Source organism: Listeria grandensis FSL F6-0971, assembly GCF_000525835.1.
In the GTDB taxonomy this organism is placed as follows: Bacteria; Bacillota; Bacilli; order Lactobacillales; family Listeriaceae; genus Listeria_A; species Listeria_A grandensis.
Map to the genome: position 1 here is coordinate 56093 of NZ_AODD01000026.1, position 18782 is coordinate 74874.

12 protein-coding genes and 1 pseudogene are annotated in these 18782 nt (G+C 41.7%); 2 read left to right on the forward strand and 11 right to left on the reverse strand.

Translation table 11 applies throughout. The features are described from left to right. Positions 1-82: 82 nt before the first annotated feature. From PGRAN_RS13120 to PGRAN_RS13135, 4 genes are all read right to left on the reverse strand, one after another. Positions 83-1627: a gluconokinase gene (locus PGRAN_RS13120; protein WP_036067691.1), complete on the reverse strand. Its 1545-nt coding sequence runs from the start codon at positions 1625-1627 to the stop codon at positions 83-85. Positions 1628-1718: 91 nt separating this feature from the next. Next, entirely contained in the window at positions 1719-2027 is a 309-nt protein-coding gene (locus PGRAN_RS13125) for a hypothetical protein (RefSeq protein WP_036067692.1), read from the reverse strand. Between the two features lie 215 nt (positions 2028-2242). Continuing rightward, the gene (locus PGRAN_RS15855; protein ID WP_051998642.1) at positions 2243-4894 is read right to left on the reverse strand and encodes a putative mucin/carbohydrate-binding domain-containing protein; all 2652 of its coding nucleotides are present in this window, start codon (positions 4892-4894) and stop codon (positions 2243-2245) included. 320 nt (positions 4895-5214) lie between these two features. Then, positions 5215-9099 carry a putative mucin/carbohydrate-binding domain-containing protein gene (locus tag PGRAN_RS13135; RefSeq protein ID WP_051998643.1) on the reverse strand — a complete coding sequence of 1295 codons (3885 nt, stop codon included), beginning with the start codon at positions 9097-9099 and terminating at the stop codon, positions 5215-5217. A 461-nt stretch (positions 9100-9560) separates the two neighbouring features. Between PGRAN_RS13135 and PGRAN_RS13140 the strand changes: the two genes are divergently transcribed. Together PGRAN_RS13140 and fghA are read left to right on the forward strand one after the other, a co-directional pair. After that, positions 9561-10673 carry an S-(hydroxymethyl)glutathione dehydrogenase/class III alcohol dehydrogenase gene (locus tag PGRAN_RS13140; protein ID WP_036067693.1) on the forward strand — a complete coding sequence of 371 codons (1113 nt, stop codon included), beginning with the start codon at positions 9561-9563 and terminating at the stop codon, positions 10671-10673. After that, positions 10666-11505: an S-formylglutathione hydrolase gene (gene fghA / locus PGRAN_RS13145; protein WP_277619719.1), complete on the forward strand. Its 840-nt coding sequence runs from the start codon at positions 10666-10668 to the stop codon at positions 11503-11505. Before PGRAN_RS13140 ends, fghA begins: the two co-directional genes overlap by 8 nt. Before the next feature lie 182 nt (positions 11506-11687). On the opposite strand, the gene PGRAN_RS13150 is transcribed toward fghA, so the two are convergent. The 7 genes and pseudogenes from PGRAN_RS13150 to PGRAN_RS13175 form a co-directional block, all read right to left on the reverse strand. Next, positions 11688-12539: a nucleotide sugar dehydrogenase gene (locus tag PGRAN_RS13150; RefSeq protein WP_051998644.1), complete on the reverse strand. Its 852-nt coding sequence runs from the start codon at positions 12537-12539 to the stop codon at positions 11688-11690. A 17-nt stretch (positions 12540-12556) separates the two neighbouring features. Continuing rightward, positions 12557-14659 carry a leucine-rich repeat domain-containing protein gene (locus PGRAN_RS13155; protein WP_036067695.1) on the reverse strand — a complete coding sequence of 701 codons (2103 nt, stop codon included), beginning with the start codon at positions 14657-14659 and terminating at the stop codon, positions 12557-12559. A gap of 141 nt (positions 14660-14800) precedes the next feature. After that, positions 14801-15145, reverse strand: coding sequence for a hypothetical protein (locus PGRAN_RS17350; protein ID WP_051998645.1), 345 nt, complete (start codon positions 15143-15145; stop codon positions 14801-14803). 17 nt (positions 15146-15162) lie between these two features. Next, positions 15163-15492, reverse strand: a complete 330-nt coding sequence (locus PGRAN_RS15865; protein WP_051998646.1) for a glycosyltransferase family protein — start codon at positions 15490-15492, stop codon at positions 15163-15165. Positions 15493-15523: 31 nt separating this feature from the next. After that, on the reverse strand, positions 15524-16276 hold the full coding sequence (locus PGRAN_RS13165; protein WP_036067697.1) for a WecB/TagA/CpsF family glycosyltransferase: 753 nt from the start codon (positions 16274-16276) through the stop codon (positions 15524-15526). 17 nt (positions 16277-16293) lie between these two features. Further along, positions 16294-17566, reverse strand: a pseudogene (locus tag PGRAN_RS13170) (nucleotide sugar dehydrogenase). A 111-nt stretch (positions 17567-17677) separates the two neighbouring features. Next, on the reverse strand, positions 17678-18658 hold the full coding sequence (locus PGRAN_RS13175) for an acyltransferase family protein (RefSeq protein ID WP_206537374.1): 981 nt from the start codon (positions 18656-18658) through the stop codon (positions 17678-17680). Positions 18659-18782: the final 124 nt, after the last annotated feature.

Below are 18782 nucleotides of genomic sequence, written 5' to 3' on the forward strand. Positions count from 1 at the left end.
ATTCCGACTAAAATAATTAACGTCCATACTAATTTGCGGTTCATTTGTATCACCCCACGATTTTTTTGTTACGATGCGCTTCTCATCTGTTATTTCTCTCTATCTTACCATTTAGTTGGCTTTTTTGCCAATCAATTAGGCGTTCGTAACTACTCATTAATTGCGTCGTGATTTGTTGGAAAATCGGTTGAAGGCTTTTATAAATCGCCACATTCTCTGGATTCGGTTGGTACACATGGCTTGGTGGCCATTTTTTTGGAAGTTCTAGTGTCGGCAAAATGCCTAGCGAATATAACGCGATGATGGCCGCGCCAAGACTTGAGCCTTCGATTGTGTGTGGCACGATGACTTCACGGTCGAATACGTCGGCAACGAGCTGGCACCAAATCGGATGTTGCGATAAGCCACCGGTGACGTGAATTTTGTCGTTAGGATCACTCATTACTTCGTACACATGCGCCAAATTAAAAGCGATTCCTTCTAAAATAGCTCGGATAAAGTGCGCACGTGTATGGTTAATCGTGATCCCGACGAAACTACCACGAATTTGATCGGTCCAGTAAGGCGCGCGTTCACCTAGTAAATAGGGTTGAAAAAGGAGACCGTTTGCACCTGGTTCTGTCTGCGCGATATCGTCGATAAAACGTGTGAAATCGTTCGTGGCGCGCTCGGCATCCGTACCAAACTGCTCTAATCCCCAAGCAAGAACGGCACCGCCATTGTTTACCGCACCGCCTTGCACGAAGTAACCGTCCGCGACGCCATAGCAAAAGGTTCGCTGCCAATCATCGACGTGATACGTTTGCGTCAGTTTGCGTACGGCACCGCTTGTTCCGACAGTCAGCGTGACGTCATGCTCACCAACCGAGCCGATCCCCACATTGGCAAGCGCACCGTCACTGCTGCCAACGACGAAAATCGTGTTTTCCGCAACGACGTGTAGCGCCTCTTTCCAAGCTGACACCACGCCCCGAAGCTGATACGATTCCCCGACAACTTTTGGCAGTTGAGACGCTGTGATTCGCGTAATGTCGAGTGCTATCGGCTCCCAGTCGTGTTCCAACATATTGTAAAGTCCTGATGCAGAAGCCGACGCCTCGTCCACGACATACTCGCCAAAAAGCGCGTGCAAAACATAGGTTTTAATCCCAATAAACTTGTCCGTTCGCGCCACCACATCTGGAAAATCATCATGCAACCAGCAGAGCTTCGCAAACGGGCTCATCGGATGAATCGGTGTCCCTGTCTTCTCATACACTTGATGCAAATAAAAATCGCGTTTCCGTCGCTCCAAAGCCGCACCACTTCGCTGATCCGCCCAAGTGATGCAATTCGTCAAAGGCTCACCGTCCACGTCCACCGCAATCAAACTATGCATCGCAGCACTAAAGGAAATCGCTAGCAACTGTTTCGCGTCCACCGCCGCCGTCTCTATCACGGCATTAATCGCCGCCACAACCGCATCCAAAATCACGCGTGGCTCCTGCTCCGCCATCCCAGAATCATCCGTCAACAAAGGATAGCCTCGCGATTCCCTTGCTACAACCTCCCCATTCCCATCAAAAATCACTGCCTTCGTACTCGTCGTCCCAATATCGACACCCATGACCAAAACCGTATTTCCCATCCACATCACCCTCAATTTTTCCTCATTTGTCCCCAATTATAACGATAAAAAAAGCGGAGTCAAGGCTTAGCCCTCAAACACCGCTCCTGCTTCAATCATAGAAACCCGTACTCCCTAAAGCCATCACCATGACGACCCATAAAATAAGTAGGCTAGCGAAAGCAAAAAGGATAATCAAACCAATCGACCTTTTTTCCTGTTTCGAAATAATGCTCAAAAAACTGCTAATATAGCCTACCAAAAACAGTACCCCGCAGATTCCAGCGCTAATACGATAGAATAATAAAAACATATCCGAGCTACTGTAAAAGGTCGTTCCTAATAAAACTAGCGCGAATAAAAGTATACTAATAATAGTGTAACGAAAACCGATTTTTGTGCGCCAAGTAATTTCTTTCATCGTTACCCCCTCCATTCTTGCATTTATAATATCATATTTGGGCAATCCTTAGCCTTCCATTCACCTTACAATTTCAGCACCATTGTGACATTTTTGACACAACAAAAGGTGAAGAGCGCTATCACTCCTCACCATTCGCATTTTCCACTTAGACCATTTGTCGAAAGATTAATGCTTATACTTGCAAAATCCCATCTCTCTAACTCCAGAAATTTTTAATTACCGCCTAAAACTCTATATTCTGGCATTTCCAATAGCCCTTTCGCCATTACTTTATACGTCGCTTGCTTCTTCGTTTCTATTGTTTCTTTGGTTTCCAAGTTCGTGAATGTAAGCCTGTTTTCATATTCTTCATGCGTAATTTTGATATAATATCCTTCGTCTATCTTCATATTTCTTGGCACATAACCTGGTACATACCCACGTCCATTGAATTTTCTTTCGTAAACCAATTTCCCTTGTTCGTCGTAGATGCTGGCAGATGCGTACATTCCCGCAAAATTCCCGTTTGCCTCACCCATCTTTTGCGTGAGCACAGCTTGCTTTTTCTGTAAATCGAGTGTCAGCGCTGCAAAACTCCAATTGTTGTGGCCTCTGAACTCAAATTCAAATTGCTCCCCGTCCATAAAATATTTTGGAGTGTCATCATCGATTACAAACAGGTCAGCATAATTTTCTTGAAAAGTCGCTTTATCTGCATCTGGTAAATAATCGATTCCTTTTCTGAGCTTTGTTTTTAGATTAATGTAATTTTCCTGTTTGAAGGTGTTATTACTACTAATCATCGTCGCGAAATTAACAAGTTTCGCCTTATAATTATCTAACGCTGCTTGGGCCGTCACTCCAGTTATATCGCTCGTAAGCCCATATTTCGTTACCTTAAAAATTTGCAGTGACCCAGTATTAACTAAATTAGCGGGTGTTCCACTCATACTAAAACGATCCGCTTCTCTATGAGCAACTCTAATGGTATAGCCCGGTTTAATAGTCGTTTGTAACTTCTCTGTTGCCGTATGTCCCCCATTCATCACTTTCTTAAGCAACGATTTCCCTTGATCGTCTAACACTTCCACCGAGGCATACTCATCATCAAAATAAACGTGTGGCTGACTTCTAGTGACATCTAATTCAAAGCTGTTTTTTTCGGCATCAACCGTTGCTCTCGCAAAAATCACATTTCCTAATCCTTTAAAAACCATGTTCTCTTCTGCAATAGTCGATGTTTTTAGCTCATCCATTTGGATAACCGCGTTACTCACATGATCCGATACCGCTAAATAGTTCGATGAAGGTTCATAAAAACGGCTAACTCCTGTTGGAATATCTAATGAATAAATCCCAATCGGCATGTCTTTTAATGTCATAGTCGGAGTCGTAATTTTGATCTCCCGAACGACATCTGCCCCATCTTTTATGCGCAATACTTTTCCTTTTATTTGGCTGAAATCATTGATTGAAAAATCTAGGTCCATCGTCTTTGTGAGCTTATATTTTTCAATTTGGTCATTACTTACTAAGCCCCACTTCGAGTCTAGTTTGATATCTTTTCTTGCTGCTTTTAAGTTATCCTCAGAAAGTAAGGATGCGAGTGGATAAACTGCCTTATTTCCAGAATATAAGTTCTCTGCTTTTTGATATTCAGACATAGGACCTTGCACAAGTTCCAAGAAAGCTGCGAAATCATAGTGACTCGCTTCGCCGAAATACTTGCTAACTAAATCGAGTATGAGTGGATTTTCACCCACCGTATTTGCGGCAACAGCTGCACGGTATGATTGATTGAAATGCGCGAAGGCTTGGTCGCCCGCTTTATCTTTCAAAAGTGTTAACAGGTATAACTTGCTACGCCCATCCCAGTTATCCGCCACTGTTTTTGTCGTGTACACATTTTTTTCAAAAGTGGTCTCTAGTCTCGTTGTATTGTTTTCATAAAGCCAGCCGCTAGGGTACTCACTTCCCAACGTCTTTTTTTGCATGGTATCCGCATAGAGATTATTCCATACTTCGCTCGTTCCAAAACTAGTATCGGACATAAAGTTACCTTGATAACCATGTCCAATCTCGTGTAGCCCACCCCAATACGGTCTTAACCAGAAAGTAATGACAGACGGTCCAGTTTCAGCAGTATAATTAGCGCCATAATACCCACCACCCGCACCGTGTATATCTGCTTTTGCGAAGTAACGGTTCGCGATATTTTTATCCGTTGCTTTTTGTGGTGTGAAGGACAGTCCTTCTAACTCATTGTAGGTTTCAAATAACGTGTCATAATAATCGAGTAATGCGTTGATGGATGCAAAGTCATTCATTTTTTTCAAATAAGATTTATCTCTTGCAGGCACTAAAATTTGGATGTATTCATTGCCTATTACACCAAATGCTGCTTGTGTTTTATCCCACTCTTCAAAGAAATCCGCTTCTTTATCTCCTTGTTTAAATACTGGTAAATCCATTGCTGTATCGCTTACTTTGTACTCTATGGTTGGCGTTTCCGTCGTGAATGTTGTTTTGATGAATGGCACGGAATCAGTATTTGCCGTAATCTTTACCCATGAACTACCGACCATATGTGAGCTCTCTGTTTTATTATCATCATTTAGTAGTTCTAGCGTTAGCTCCTTCTTAAAATTCGGATTAACTTGCCTGATCTCGATGGTTGCATTCTTTGGAAGTAGGACACCTAAATCTTGACGGTCATGATCGATCCCCTTAGATAAACCTTGGTTCCTCATCCATGTTGGATTTTCTAGTGTATCCAGTTTCTTCGTCATTGTCGCGGCAGCAACTTTTAAGTCACTTGTCGCAAACATCGTCACCGCTGCCGTTAGAAAAATAGTTGCTAAAAATAATCTCCATTTGTTCTTCATCAATTAGTCCCTCATTTCTAAATTATCGTTTTCTGATGCATCGTGATGTTTTGCTTATTTTCAGAATACCCCATTCCCATATTTTAGTTTTCTATATATCTATAAATTAAAATCTTCTTTGTGACGGAGCAGTTAAAATCAAGCCACATTCACTGTGTATTTTTTGTTTTAGAATGGAAACAAAAAATGTTGAGGCAGATTATTTCCCACCCCAACATTTATTTAAGAACTATTTTGTCTACCATGTTGTTATTTCCAGCTCTCTATCACCATTCTTGATTCATTGACACTAGACAGAATGGCGGAGAGTTCTACTATTTTTACTGCCCTATTAAACCATTCGCTACTACTAAAAACTCGTTTTGCGCTTGCATGGTATATCTTACTTTTGTCTCACTATCCGTTACCCAGAGCCTGCCTGGTTCTTGGTGATTGACCTTGATTGTATAGCCATCTTTTATTGGTATATCTAATGACTCTGCTTTTTGAGTCACATTTCCGATGAAATCTTTTGTATAAACGACTTTTCCTGTTTCATCGATAACTTCGACGCTCGCATACGCATTTGAAAAGTAATAATGCGGTTGAAAAGCTTTAATATCTAAGTGTAGCATATTTTTCGCCTTGTCTAGATTGAGCGTTGCAAATTGACCGTCACTAAGACCTTTGAAAGCAAAATCAATATTGTTACTGTATATTTTCTTTTTAGTAAAACGGTCTGGTATTGGGATATCTGACAATGTCTTTTTCACCAGTCCATTTTTGCCAATTTGCCACACGTTTTGATTTGGCAAACTATTTTGCGCTTTGTTATCAACACTCATCTGCAAGCGACCTGCAGCCTCCAAGTGATTCACAATCAAATAATATCCTTGTTCTAGCTTGATTTTTTTCAGAACTGCACCCATATTTTCATTTCCAATCATCGTGTAGCTGTAAACCTCGCTACCATCCTGATCTTTCACTTGAATCGTTGCGTACGGTGAATTTTTGTCAAAATACACATGTGGTTGTCCGCTATTTTTCGCAAATGCCAGTTCCATCGTCGATAGGTTTAAGGATAGATTAGCAAAATTCCAGTTACCCAATCCAAGGAACTTGTATGTGAATACTTCCCCATCAACATCTGCAAGACTTGGCGCTGGAATACTATCTTCTGCTACTTTTAGCAAGCCGTCTGCGGTTACTTTATAAGTTACTTGTTTGCTTGTCGCATAAGCCTCCTTAGTTGCTGTATTCGTGAATAGTAGTCTCCCTTGGTATTCTTGATGCATGATCGTAATGTAGTATCCTTGATCCAAGGTCACATTATCCAAAGAACTTGGCACATTTCCACGGCCATTGAAGTTTTTTGTGTACACAAGCTTGCCACGCACATCATGAATTTTAATCGATGCATAGGTATCTGTAAAATACCAGTGTGGTTCACCTGCATTTTGTGTGATTTTTGCTTGTTTGTTCTGTAAATCTAACACCATTGATGCAAATTTCCAGTCACCTAAACCTCTGAACTCGAATTGGAAGTTTTGTCCGTCTAGTTCATTTGCATTTGGTGTCGGGATTTTCGACGCGGCTACTTTTTTGAGACCATCCGTCGTGACAAGGTAAGTCGCTTCTTGATAAGCCGCATAGCGTTCGCCTGTCTTTTCATTTGTTGCGATTAAGCGACCAGCGGATTCTTGATGGGTTACCGTGATAAAGTCGCCGATTGCGATATCGACATTATTTTCTGATGCCGCGACCCAGCCTCGTCCGTTAAATTCCTTTTTGAAAATTTCTTTACCTTTTGCGTTGTTAATTTTGACTGTGGCGTAGGTTCCTGCGAAATACCAGTGCGGTTCGCCTGCGTTTTGGGAGATCGTTGCTTTATTTGTGTCTAAGTTGATGCGTAGGTTCGCAAATTCCCAGTCGCCTAAGCCTTTCATTTGGAATCGGAACTTCTCGCCATCTAAGAGGTTCTGTGAGTCGTCATTTTTGAGTGCTAACAGCTCTGCGTAGTCTTTTTGATATTTGATTTTATCTGTGTCTGTATCTGCTAAATAAGCGATTCCTTTTCTTAGGCTTGTTTTTAAAGCCGCGTAGTCCTCATTTTTGATCGCATTATTGTTGCTGATCGCCTTCGCCAGGTCAACCAATTTCGCTTTGTAATTCGTTAGTGCATGTTGGGCTGTTACACCAGTGACATCGTTTGCGAGACCATATTTAGTCACTTTAAATGTCTGTTCTGTCGTTGCTGCCACTAACTTAGATGGTGATCCAGTAATGCTGAAACGACCAGGCTCTTTATGCATTGTTTTAATTGTATAGCCCGGTTTAATTATCGTTTGGAATTTGCCGGTTTCTGTGTTACTACCATTCATTACTCGCTTAAAAACAGACTGTCCCTGTTCGTTAAACACTTCAATGGAAGCATATTCGTTCGCAAAATACGAATGCGGTGCGCTGCTTGTTACGTTAAGTTCCAAGCTTCCTTTTTCAGGATCTACTGTCGCTATTGCAAAAACACCGTCGCCTAATCCTTTGAATACCATTTTTTGTGCTACGATCATTGATGTTTGCAATTCGTTTATCGTGATTGATGTGCTTGTATCATGATCTGTAACTGCCAAATAGTTCGTCGATGGCTCGTAAAAACGGCTCACTCCTGTTGGGATATCTAATGAGTAGATACCAATTGGCATGTTTTTAAGTGTCACGGTTGGCGTCGTAATCTTAACTTCACGAACGACATCCGAACCATCTTTAATCCGCAATGTTTTTCCTTTGATTTGTGTGAAATCATTGATTGTGAATTGGATGTTCATCGTGTTGGTTATTTTGTATTTGCTTAGTTGATCGTTGCTTACTAAACCCCATTTGGAGTCGACTTTGATGTCTTTTCTCGCCTTTTTCAAATTGTCTCCCGAAAGCAGGGATGCGAGTGGATAAACGGCTTTGTTTCCAGAGTATAGATTTTCTGTTTTTTGATTTGCTGACATCGAGCCTTGGACAAGCTCTATGAAAGCGGTGAAATCGTAATGGCTCGTTTCGCCAAAATATTTGCTGATTAAATCTAGCAGTAGCCCGTTTTCTCCTACTGTATTTGCATTCGCCGCCGCACGATAAGCTTGGTTGAAATGCGTGAATGCTTTGTCCCCTGCTTTATCTTTCATGAGCGTTAACATGTATAGCTTTTCGCGCAATTGCCAACTATTCACTGGTACCTTTGCCGTATACGTATTTGTTTCAAAAGCACGTTCAATGTTCGCTACATTTCCAGTGTAGAGCCAGCCATTATAGTAATCAGCTCCAAGCATTTGTTTCTGCATGGAATCTGCATAGAGATTATTCCAAACCTCTCCTGTGCCAAAAGTGGTATCTCCCATGAATGACCCTTGGTAACCATGCCCAATTTCATGCAAGCCCCCCCATCCTGGTTTTAACCAAAAACCAATGACCGAATCGGCCGTCTGGGCAGTATAATTTCCGCCATAGTAAGCTGCACCTGCACCATGTTTATCTGCTTTTGCAAAGTAGCGGTTTGCGATGTTTTTATCCGTCGTTTGTTGTGGCGTGAAAGACAGCCCTTCTAACTCATTATAAGTTTCAAATAACGTGTCGTAGTAAGCTAGTAGCGCGTTGATGGACGAGAAATCATCCATTTTCTCCAAATAGGCTTTATCTCTTGTCGGCACTAAAATTTGGATGTATTTATTGCTGACTAACCCAAAGCTAGCTTGTGTTTTATTCCATTTTTCAAAAAAATCCGTCTCTTTGTCTCCCTGCTTGAATACTGGTAATTCTACGGCTGTGTCACTTACTCTATATTCTACGCTTGGTGCATCTGTCGTGAATGTTGTTTTGATGAAAGGTACAGCCTCACTATTCGCCGTAATTTTCACCCACGAACTCCCAACAGAATATGAACTTTCTGTTTGATTATCATCATTTAGTAATTCTAGCGTGAGATTCCCTTTGAAATTCGTATTGGTTTGCCTGATCTCGATCGTTGCATTCTTTGGAAGTACCACGCCTAAATCTTGACGATCGTGATCAATGCCCTTAGACAGCCCTTGCTTTCTCATCCATGTTGGATTCTCTAATGTGTACAGTTTTTTCTCCATTGTCGTCGCTGCATTTACTTTTAAACCGCCAGTGGCAAAGATACTCACCACAGCAATTAAAAAAATAGTTGCGATTATCGTTTTAATTTTATTGCTTTTCATCCTTTTAACCCCTCTCTTCTATATTCCATGATATCTTGCTTCGATATATTAAAAAACACAATCCTTCCTGTTTCCCGTGCTTTATTATGACAACTTTGTGAAATTTTTGATAAGCATGGTTAAAAGCTCCGAATATGATAGACTATGCTTGTGTATTGTTACATCCTCTATCCAATTAATGCACATGAGACTTGGGAAACTGATTTCATTGACTCACTCAACTAGTGTAGCATGTATTTCGCTTTTACAAATGCAGATATCCCTAGTATCGCTCCATATTTCCCGCTATTTTTTTAAAGTTTTGTGAACATTTATTATCTTTCATATAATTTTGGAGATATGTTTACCAGATCTAGCTTTTATTCTTGTTATTCACTAACACCTTACATTGTTATCCTTCTAAAACCTGTAGTATACTTAATCTGTATATAAAAAAGGAACTTCGAAAGGAAGATAAAACTATGAAATCACGTGCAGCAGTGGCCTTTGCGCCTGGAAAACCTCTGGAAATCGTTGAAATTGACGTAGAGGCTCCGAAAAAAGGAGAAGTTTTAGTTAAAATTACGGATACGGCGGTTTGTCATACCGATGCTTATACGCTCTCTGGTGATGATCCTGAAGGCGTTTTCCCGGCCGTTTTAGGACATGAGGGTGGTGGCATTGTCACCCAGATTGGAGAAGGCGTGACAAGTGTTGCGGTTGGCGATCATGTGATTCCGCTCTACACAGCCGAATGTGGCGAATGTGAATACTGTACATCGGGGAAAACGAATCTTTGTCAAGCCGTTCGCGAGACGCAAGGGAAAGGTCTGATGCCAGATGGTACGACACGGTTTTCTTATAATGGCGAGCCGATTTATCATTATATGGGGACGAGCACGTTCAGCGAATACACCGTTATTCCAGAGATTTCACTTGCTAAGATTAACCCAGATGCGCCGCTCGAAAAAGCGTGTTTGCTCGGTTGTGGTGTGACGACAGGGATTGGCGCGGTTCACAATACAGCGAAAGTGCAAGCTGGCGATACGGTGGCAGTTTTTGGCTTGGGTGCGATCGGTCTTGCGGTTATTCAAGGGGCAGTGCAAGCTCGTGCTAGCCGCATTATCGCGATTGATACGAATCCGGATAAATTCACGCTGGCAAAAGAGATGGGCGCGACAGACTTTGTGAACCCGAAAGATCACGCGCGACCGATTCAAGAAGTGATTGTCGAGATGACAAATGGTGGCGTGGACTTTAGTTTTGAGTGTATCGGAAATACGGATGTAATGCGTTCGGCGCTGGAATGTTGCCATAAAGGTTGGGGCGAGAGCGTGATTATCGGCGTTGCGGCGGCTGGAAAAGAGATTAGTACGCGTCCATTCCAACTCGTGACGGGTCGCGTGTGGCGCGGTTCGGCTTTTGGTGGCGTAAAAGGGCGCAGTGAGTTGCCGGGCATGGTGGAGCAAGCGATGAAGGGTGAAATTCAGCTTGATCCGTTTATTACGCATAGCTTGCCTTTTGCGAGCATTAATGAGGCGTTTGATTTGTTGCACAACGGTGAATCGATTCGGACGGTGCTTTCGTATGACTGAAAAACTGGAATTGCTGGAGGAGCATCGGAGTTTTGACGGTGTTCAGAGGAAGTATCGGCATTATTCGACGGTTCTCGGTTGTGACATGACGTTTAGCTTGTTTTTGCCGAATCGGGAACAATTTGAGACGCCGCCGCTCGTTTGGTGGCTTTCGGGCTTGACGTGTACGGATGATAATTTTACGCACAAGGCTGGGGCGCAGAAAAGAGCCGCGGAGCTTGGTTTGGCAATGTTGATGCCGGATACGAGTCCTCGTGGGGATGCGGTCGCGGATGATGCGGACTGGGATTTGGGTCAAGGTGCTGGATTTTATGTGAACGCGACGCAGGAACCGTGGGCGCGGAATTTTCGGATGTATGATTATATCGTGACGGAGCTTACGGGGATTGCGCGGGATACGTTTGGTTTGACTGGTCCGGAGTCGATTATGGGACACTCGATGGGTGGACATGGCGCGCTTGTGATTGGACTGCGTAATCCTGATCGCTTCCGTTCGATTTCGGCTTTTGCGCCGATTGTGAATCCGATGGAGGTTCCGTGGGGTGTTAAAGCGTTTGATGCGTATTTGGGTGCGGATCGGGAGAGTTGGTCGAAATGGGACGCCACGAAGTTGTTAGCGAAACATGATGGCACGCAGCCGCCCATTTTGATTGATCAGGGGACTGGGGATTCGTTCTTTGGCGAACAACTACAACCTGAGAAGCTAGCCAATATCGCGAATTCTAAAGATTATCCGTTGACGCTACGCATGCAAGACGGCTACGACCACAGCTATTATTTTATTGCGAGTTTCATCGAAGAACATTTGGTGTTTCACCAAAAATATTTATGAACAAAATAAAACCGCTGGAGCTAGACACATTATCTAACTTCAGCAGTTTTTTTGCTCTGTTTTCCTAATCGTATCTGATAAACTTACTGCCTCTGAACTTCCACGCCGCGCCAAGAAGAGCTACTTTCTTCGCTGTATTATTTGTAATCGCTCCAACACCGTCCGCAATGTATTTAGGCATACTACTGTTGATCCTTTTTGCCGTTTGGATCAGTGAAGTTTTTTTCAAGGACAGACGTTGTAATGAAGTGCGAGTCAACTGCGAGACAATGACCACCAACGCCCGGTCCTGGTGTATGAATGTTCACACGGGGATGCTTATTCGCCATTTCGATAACGTCTAATGCACGGATACCAAGCTCATCAGACAGTTTCACTAATTCGTTTGCAAGGGCAATATTCGTATCGCGGAACGTGTTTTCCATCAGTTTAGAAAGTTCCGCCGTCGAAGCATCCGTCAATAACATTTCGCCTTGTACAAACGTTTGATATACTACCGCACCAGCAATCGTACATTCTGGTGTTACACCGCCGATAATACGGTTATTATGCACCAATTCCATCATAATTTTGCCTGGCAGCACACGCTCTGGACAATGTACTAAATAAACATCCACGCCTACCGTAAATCCAGCTTCTTCAAGCATCGGTTGAATCACGCCTGTCGTTGTTTTCGGCGCCACAGTAGACTCTAAAATGATCGTATTTCCTATTTCAAGTAGCGGAATCACGTCTTGCACCGCTTGACGGATGTATCTCGTATCACACGAATGATCTTCCGTATGTGGCGTCGGAACAGCGATGATGAACGTACCCGCTGGCTCTAATTGACTCACGGGGCGCAATAATCCATTGCCTAACACGTCTTCGAATGCTTCCTGTAATCCCGGCTCTTCAATGTGAATGCGGCCGGATTGCAAGCTTGCGATAACATCTTTATTCGTATCAAAACCAATCACTTCTTGCCCGTTTTTTGCGAACATAACTGCTGTCGGTAAACCAATATATCCAAGTCCAATCATGGCTATTTTCATCTTTGTTCCTCCTAAATCTATTCATTTAACATTAAAGAAATTTTTTCTCCAATGAAATACTGGCCATTATTATTTGGATGAAGCCCATCAGGAAGATCATTTTCATATGCAGCTTTCTCACTGTACAAATCTAAATACCTTGCATTATATTTTGAAGCTACATTTTTAACAGCAGTTCCGTAATCGTTCAAGTATAACCCCAATTTATTTGGATATAGATCTGAATCTTTGCCATCACCTACAACTTGACGTGCTCGCCACATAGGAGTCACAAAATGTATTGTTGTATTGGATGCCTTTAGTTTCTCTGCAATTTGATTTAAAGCACCGTAAAATGTATTTTCATCTGTACTATTTGGCGTCCCCATGGGTGTATTAAATTGAAAATCATTAGTGCCACCGAAAATCACGACATCTGTTGTGTTGGAAGTATCAAGTGCTTCTAATCGACGTACAATAGAGATAGGTGCCGCGCTATTTTGTGCAACGGATGCCCCGCTTATTCCTTCGTTCTGAATCGTGGGTAAGCGGAGTTGCTTTGCTACAATATTAGGAAAGGCAACATTTGCGCGAAGGCCTATTGTGATACTATCTCCTAGGAATAAGAAATTATGATTCGCCCATTTTGCGCTATCTTTCGGAATTTCTCTGATTTTCAATGTCACGTTCTCTATTACTTCACCTTTTTTATTATAGGTTTTGACAATAACTGTATCTGATGTTTTGCTAATTTTATTGTCTACATAAAATCGTAGCTTATTATTGATAACGTCCCCACCGTAATAGATTTTCTGATTTATTTCTACGCTCATCTTGACAATGTCAGGATTACTGTACACTCCTGTTAGGTATTTATCGCTGAGCGTAAACTCATCTAAAAACACCTTGCTTACCTCCCGTACTTCTTGAGTCAGTTGCCCACTAAAATCGCCTTGGTTGTTGCTCCAAAACAATTGTTGTATCCCTACTTTATCCCACGCCAGCTTATCTCCTGATAGACTGTACGCCGCGTTTGTATAAATACTTGGTGTTTGTCCATCTCTATCTTTTAGTGAAAAGGGGACGCTTGCGCCTAGTGAAGTAGTAGCTATCACCACTTGTTGATTTGTAGCGTAAAAATTCAATAATTGGGGCAAATTGTTCAATGGTGTGATATCTGAAATATGATTTTCCGATATATTTAATTCTTCTAATCTAGTTAAATTTTTTAATGGCGTAACTGCCGTTAGTTCATTTTCTGCCAAATTTAAATACGTTAATTGGGGGAATAGTGCCACCACATCTGCATTTTCTACCCCATTGTCGTTCGCTTTTAGATAGGTTAGTTGGGTTAACTCTTTTAAACTGCTGATATTCGAAGCTTTGTTACTTGAAAAGTCCAAACTCGTCAATGTTTTGATCTTACCAGTTGGAGATATATCACGTATGTTATTTGAAAATAAGCCCACAATTGCTAAGTTAGGTAGATCTTGTAGGGGGGTGATATCTTCCACTAGGTTCGAATTCAATTGGACGGACTTCAAATTCGTTAAGGAACGGAGCGCTTCTATCTTTTGAATACGGTTCATTCCTAAATCTAGTGCTGTTATTTTATTTAAACTTTCTAAGCCTTGAATATCAACAACCTGGTTAGCATACAAATTAATTGTCGCTAAATTTGCTAAGCCAGCCAACGCAGATATGTCATGAATCGCATTCCCTTGTAGTTTTAAATTTTTCACTTTCGTTAATTTGCGGATTGGTGTGATATCTATAATTTTGTTATACGTGAGAGTGAGGTCTGTTAATGATAAAATGTTGGCTATCGGTGTTAAATCCGCTACATCCGTATTGGTTACTTGTAGGCCTGTTATATTCGTCAGATTCTCCATTCCTGTTAAATCTGATACTTTTTGATTTTTAATGATAAGCGAGCCAAATTTGCTAAGTTGCGTTTTAGTGACGAGATCGCTCTTCTCCTTTTTCAATCCTGTTGCAATGATTTGAGCAAGTATGGGATCTGGGAATAAGTCGGCGATGATGTACTCCTGTTCTCCGCTTTTTACTGGTAGTTGGAACCCGCTTAGTAACAAAACGGATATCATAATTAGTACTATGTATTTCTTAAGTTTGCTGTTCATCTTTCGCATCTCTCCTTCTTTTTTTTCTGCTTTTTAATTAATCGCGGTCTTTCAAATATATGGCGAACGCAAATGCCAGTAATCCAAATTAGATACGTGCTATTTGATGCTCGTCTTCTAGTTATACGAAACATGGCAGACTTACGAATTTCGTTTTCCATCATTTATGAAGGTAAATATCCTCCCATTTTTCGTGTGCTCAATCGCTTGGGAATACCACCGACCGTCGTACTCAGATTCGGAATACCGTGTGCCATCGTTTCTAAAATCGACATTGGGAGCCCTTCGTGATAGGAAGGTAACATATGCACCCTTGAGTATATCGTAGCTTCCTTTTCTCTTGCCGATACGTCCAAACATCACAATATTTTTCGCGTTCTGATTGTAAGTATTCACCGCGGGTATCTCGACCGTATTCTCAACGACGCTTACAGGAACCTTCGTCAGCCCGTTATAAAAATGCGCCCACTCTTCACTTAAGACCACAACCTTATCTGGTTCCCCTAAAATGTAACGAATATATCTTTGAATAAGTGGGGCGCTATTATGATAAAAACGTCAAACTGAGAGGTATGTACATGCAAAACCACCGCACATTCCTTTTTCGCCTGCAAAATGAGTAGTGCTTTTCGAAAAAAACTGCCATCTTGTGCCATATGCACATGAACGATATCAGTCTTTTCACGGCGAAGTCGCGATCTAATCTGCAAAACCGAAGCTATCGCCGCTTTCACTCGTGTCATAAACGAGCCTTCTTTCCATGTAGTCAAATAGCTTGTTTCATGCTTTTCCGAGTGAAAGTATTGTTTAACATTCGCAATTACCGTTGCCATTCCACCCTTGCTTTGGCATCTGGTCCAATCATCAAGATTCGCATTTTTTATTCCTGCTTTCTTTTTTTGCTTGTAAAATATGTCCTAGGAAAATTAGATTTCCTTTTATATATCGTTCGAACATCCGTACTGGCTCTTGGATGAAACGGTAAAACCATTCTAACCCGACTTTTTGCATCCAGAGTGGCGCGCGCTTTGTCTTTCCTGCAATCACATCAAAACTTCCGCCTACGCCCATAACAAATGGCACATCCATGCGGTCTAACTGATCGTGAATCCAAAACTCTTTTCTCGGGCTTGAAAATGCGACAAAGACGATATCTGCCTTACTTTCACGTATCTCATTTGCAATTTTTTCTGACGTCACATCCTCGAAATAACCATTTCTATATCCTGCTAACGACATATTCGGATACTTTTTAAGACTCTGCGTAACTACCTTGTGTACGACTTCATCCGTCGCACCAAAGAAAAATACGCGATACCGCTGTTTATCTGCAAGCTTCAATACTTCTTCCATCAAGTCAATCCCAGCGACACGTTCTGGCACTTGCAACTTCAGTATCTTTGCCGCCAGCAAAATCGAAGCACCGTCCGCATTGATGAGCGCCGAACTATTCACAATTGCTCGCAATCGTTCATCTTTTTTCATCAAATTAATCTTGTTAGCATTGATAACCACGTGCTGGACTGGCTTTCGTGCTTGGATAATTCGATCCACTCTCATCACTGTCGTTTCCATCGTCAAGGTATCTAATTCGCTACCTAGCAACTCTACACGCATACTTTTCAACCTCGTTCCTATATTTGAGCTGTCTTCCTAAATGGCGTATGAAGGTGTACATTTCCCAAATGCATACGTGTTACATTTTCCGCCGTCGTTTTGACAATATTTTTAGTATCTAGCATGCGAGGTATCGCCATTCTAGCAGTCGCCTCACTTGCAATATCAATGAATTCCGAGTGATCCGTTAATACCAAAATCAAAGAACTATCAACACAGGCCTCATTCATAGATAAATCACCACTCACCACATGTGGATCATGTTTCGCCACTTCATAGCCTCGTGCTTCTAGTAGTGCTACAATCTCCATCGCCGGGCTTTCCCGTATATCATCAATATTTCCTTTATATGTGAGTCCAAAAACCGTCACTTTCTTTGTTGGTGCATCCTGCATCAATTTCTCCGTGAGTTCTACCACAAATTCTGGCATAAATGCGTTAATCGCTCGCGCCGTTTGAATAAGCGGTGAGAAATCAGGAGAAGCAGCCGCAACAAAATACGGATCTACAGCAAGACAATGTCCACCAACACCAGGCCCAGGTGAGTGTAGGTTCACTCGAGGATGACAATTTGCCATTTCAATGACCTTTAAAGCATCGATTTGGAGATCCATCCCAATTTTCACAAGTTCGTTTGCTAGGCCGATATTGACATCTCGAAACGTATTTTCCATCAATTTGCTCAGTTCTGCTTCACTCGATGTAGCTGCAATCAGCGCACCTTGCACCACCGTTTTATACAGCGTTCTTTATTTTTTCTGTACAGGCAGGCGTCACACCACCAATAATACGTGGATTATGCACCAACTCGTACGCAATATTTCCCGGTAACACACGCTCTGGACAATGTGCCAAGTAAATATCCACACCCACCGTAAATCCAGCCGCCTGAACCATTGGGCGTACCACATCTTCCATCGTCCGTGGCGCGATAGTTGATTCGATAATTAATAGATTCCCGTTTTCCAGGTAAGGCAATACGCTTTCAATCGCCGCCTCTACGTAAGAAAGGTCACAAGATTTCTGCCTATCATTCTTGTTTGGAGTTGGCACTGCAATAATAAATGCGTCCGAAGCGCTTGGTGTCTCTGAAACCTGGAAATTACCTATCGTCCGTGCCTCCTTGTATAATTCTTGTAAGCCAGGCTCTTCGATGTGAACCGTCCCCTGATTCAACATTTCTACCACGTTTTTATTCACATCCACACCTATCACTTGATGTCCGTGGGTCGCAAATAAGAGGGACGTTGGAAATCCGATATAACCTAAACCGATTGTCGTAATTTTCATAATTTTCCTTCACCTTTCTTTATTCCAAATTTATTTCGTTTGAAGCTCGGCGTCTTAGGCCCTCAGCATTTTAACAAGTGATGTTCTCCCCTTTAAATGCATATCTATTTATTATTTGATAAAAAAATACTGTGCCATTCCGAGTTTTCGAATACCTTTGAAAAAGATAGTGTAGAAAACAAAAGCAAAAATAGTAAGACAAAGCGTCGCCCATATGGGATAGCTGAGCTGAGCCAGTTCCCCCGTCATCATCTTAATCAGATGGGCGTAAAGAATCAGGAAAAAATAATGCGTGCCTAGAATGAATAATGAGTGACGCCCGAATCGTCCCCACAAATCTGACTTCCCAATTTTTTTGCACATTGAACAAAAAATGAAAATGCCAATGAGTGCTCCGACCACAAAAATAAAGAACATCCCTAAATTATTACTTCTAAAACCAATAATTTGTCCATTATTAACATGAAACACAATAAATAAATACCCCATTAAACCGCATATAATAAACCACCACCTATCCCACAACTTTCGATTAGCGACATCCCATTCTTTACATTTAAAACCGAGATAAAAGAATAGACAACTCAGTGGAACAATATGCAATCCAAAGATAATTCGTGTTCCTTCATTTGTATTGATTACAAGCGATAGCACAGCCATTCCTAGCATAAACAACCACTGTCCCTTTTTTATAAAACGATTAAATAGATAGAAAATCAATTCTACATTAAATAGGACAACTAAAAACCACAGCGGACTATTAAATCCTACATCTCCATCGAGGTAAAAAAACTGAGTAAGTAGCGTAATTGGAGATTCATATAACTCTCCAGATGCTACTAGCGATAAGCCGTTCACAACTAATAAAGTTAACGCTTGAAAGAGGAAAAACGGCAACAATAGCTGCTTACTTTTCTTGCGTAGCCAAGGTAAAAAGTGTATTTCTTTCACTTTATAGAGGTAACCTGATAGAAATAAAAATAATGGCATATGAAAACCATAGATCATTATTTTTAACGTATCGCTTGCATAAAAATGCCCCCAAACAACTAAGAAAATACCGATTCCTTTCGCCGTATCAATCCATGCCAATCGTTTCATCTGATCTACTCCTTACTTTCCATTAATGAATTGTATTGTCTGACGTAATTGCGTGGACGATGTGCCTTTTTGTATATGGTAAATATTCTATCGCGACGCCTACTTCTGCAAATTC

Bases quoted from the DNA above. Each gene is read 5' to 3' on its own strand.
- PGRAN_RS13120 (WP_036067691.1), bottom strand. From the start codon at position 1,627: ATGGGAAATACGGTTTTGGTCATGGGTGTCGATATTGGGACGACGAGT.
- PGRAN_RS13125 (WP_036067692.1), bottom strand. From the start codon at position 2,027: ATGAAAGAAATTACTTGGCGCACAAAAATCGGTTTTCGTTACACTATT.
- PGRAN_RS15855 (WP_051998642.1), bottom strand. From the start codon at position 4,894: ATGAAGAACAAATGGAGATTATTTTTAGCAACTATTTTTCTAACGGCA.
- PGRAN_RS13135 (WP_051998643.1), bottom strand. From the start codon at position 9,099: ATGAAAAGCAATAAAATTAAAACGATAATCGCAACTATTTTTTTAATT.
- PGRAN_RS13140 (WP_036067693.1), top strand. From the start codon at position 9,561: ATGAAATCACGTGCAGCAGTGGCCTTTGCGCCTGGAAAACCTCTGGAA.
- fghA (WP_277619719.1), top strand. From the start codon at position 10,666: ATGACTGAAAAACTGGAATTGCTGGAGGAGCATCGGAGTTTTGACGGT.
- PGRAN_RS13150 (WP_051998644.1), bottom strand. From the start codon at position 12,539: ATGAAAATAGCCATGATTGGACTTGGATATATTGGTTTACCGACAGCA.
- PGRAN_RS13155 (WP_036067695.1), bottom strand. From the start codon at position 14,659: ATGAACAGCAAACTTAAGAAATACATAGTACTAATTATGATATCCGTT.
- PGRAN_RS15865 (WP_051998646.1), bottom strand. From the start codon at position 15,492: ATGGCAACGGTAATTGCGAATGTTAAACAATACTTTCACTCGGAAAAG.
- PGRAN_RS13165 (WP_036067697.1), bottom strand. From the start codon at position 16,276: ATGCGTGTAGAGTTGCTAGGTAGCGAATTAGATACCTTGACGATGGAA.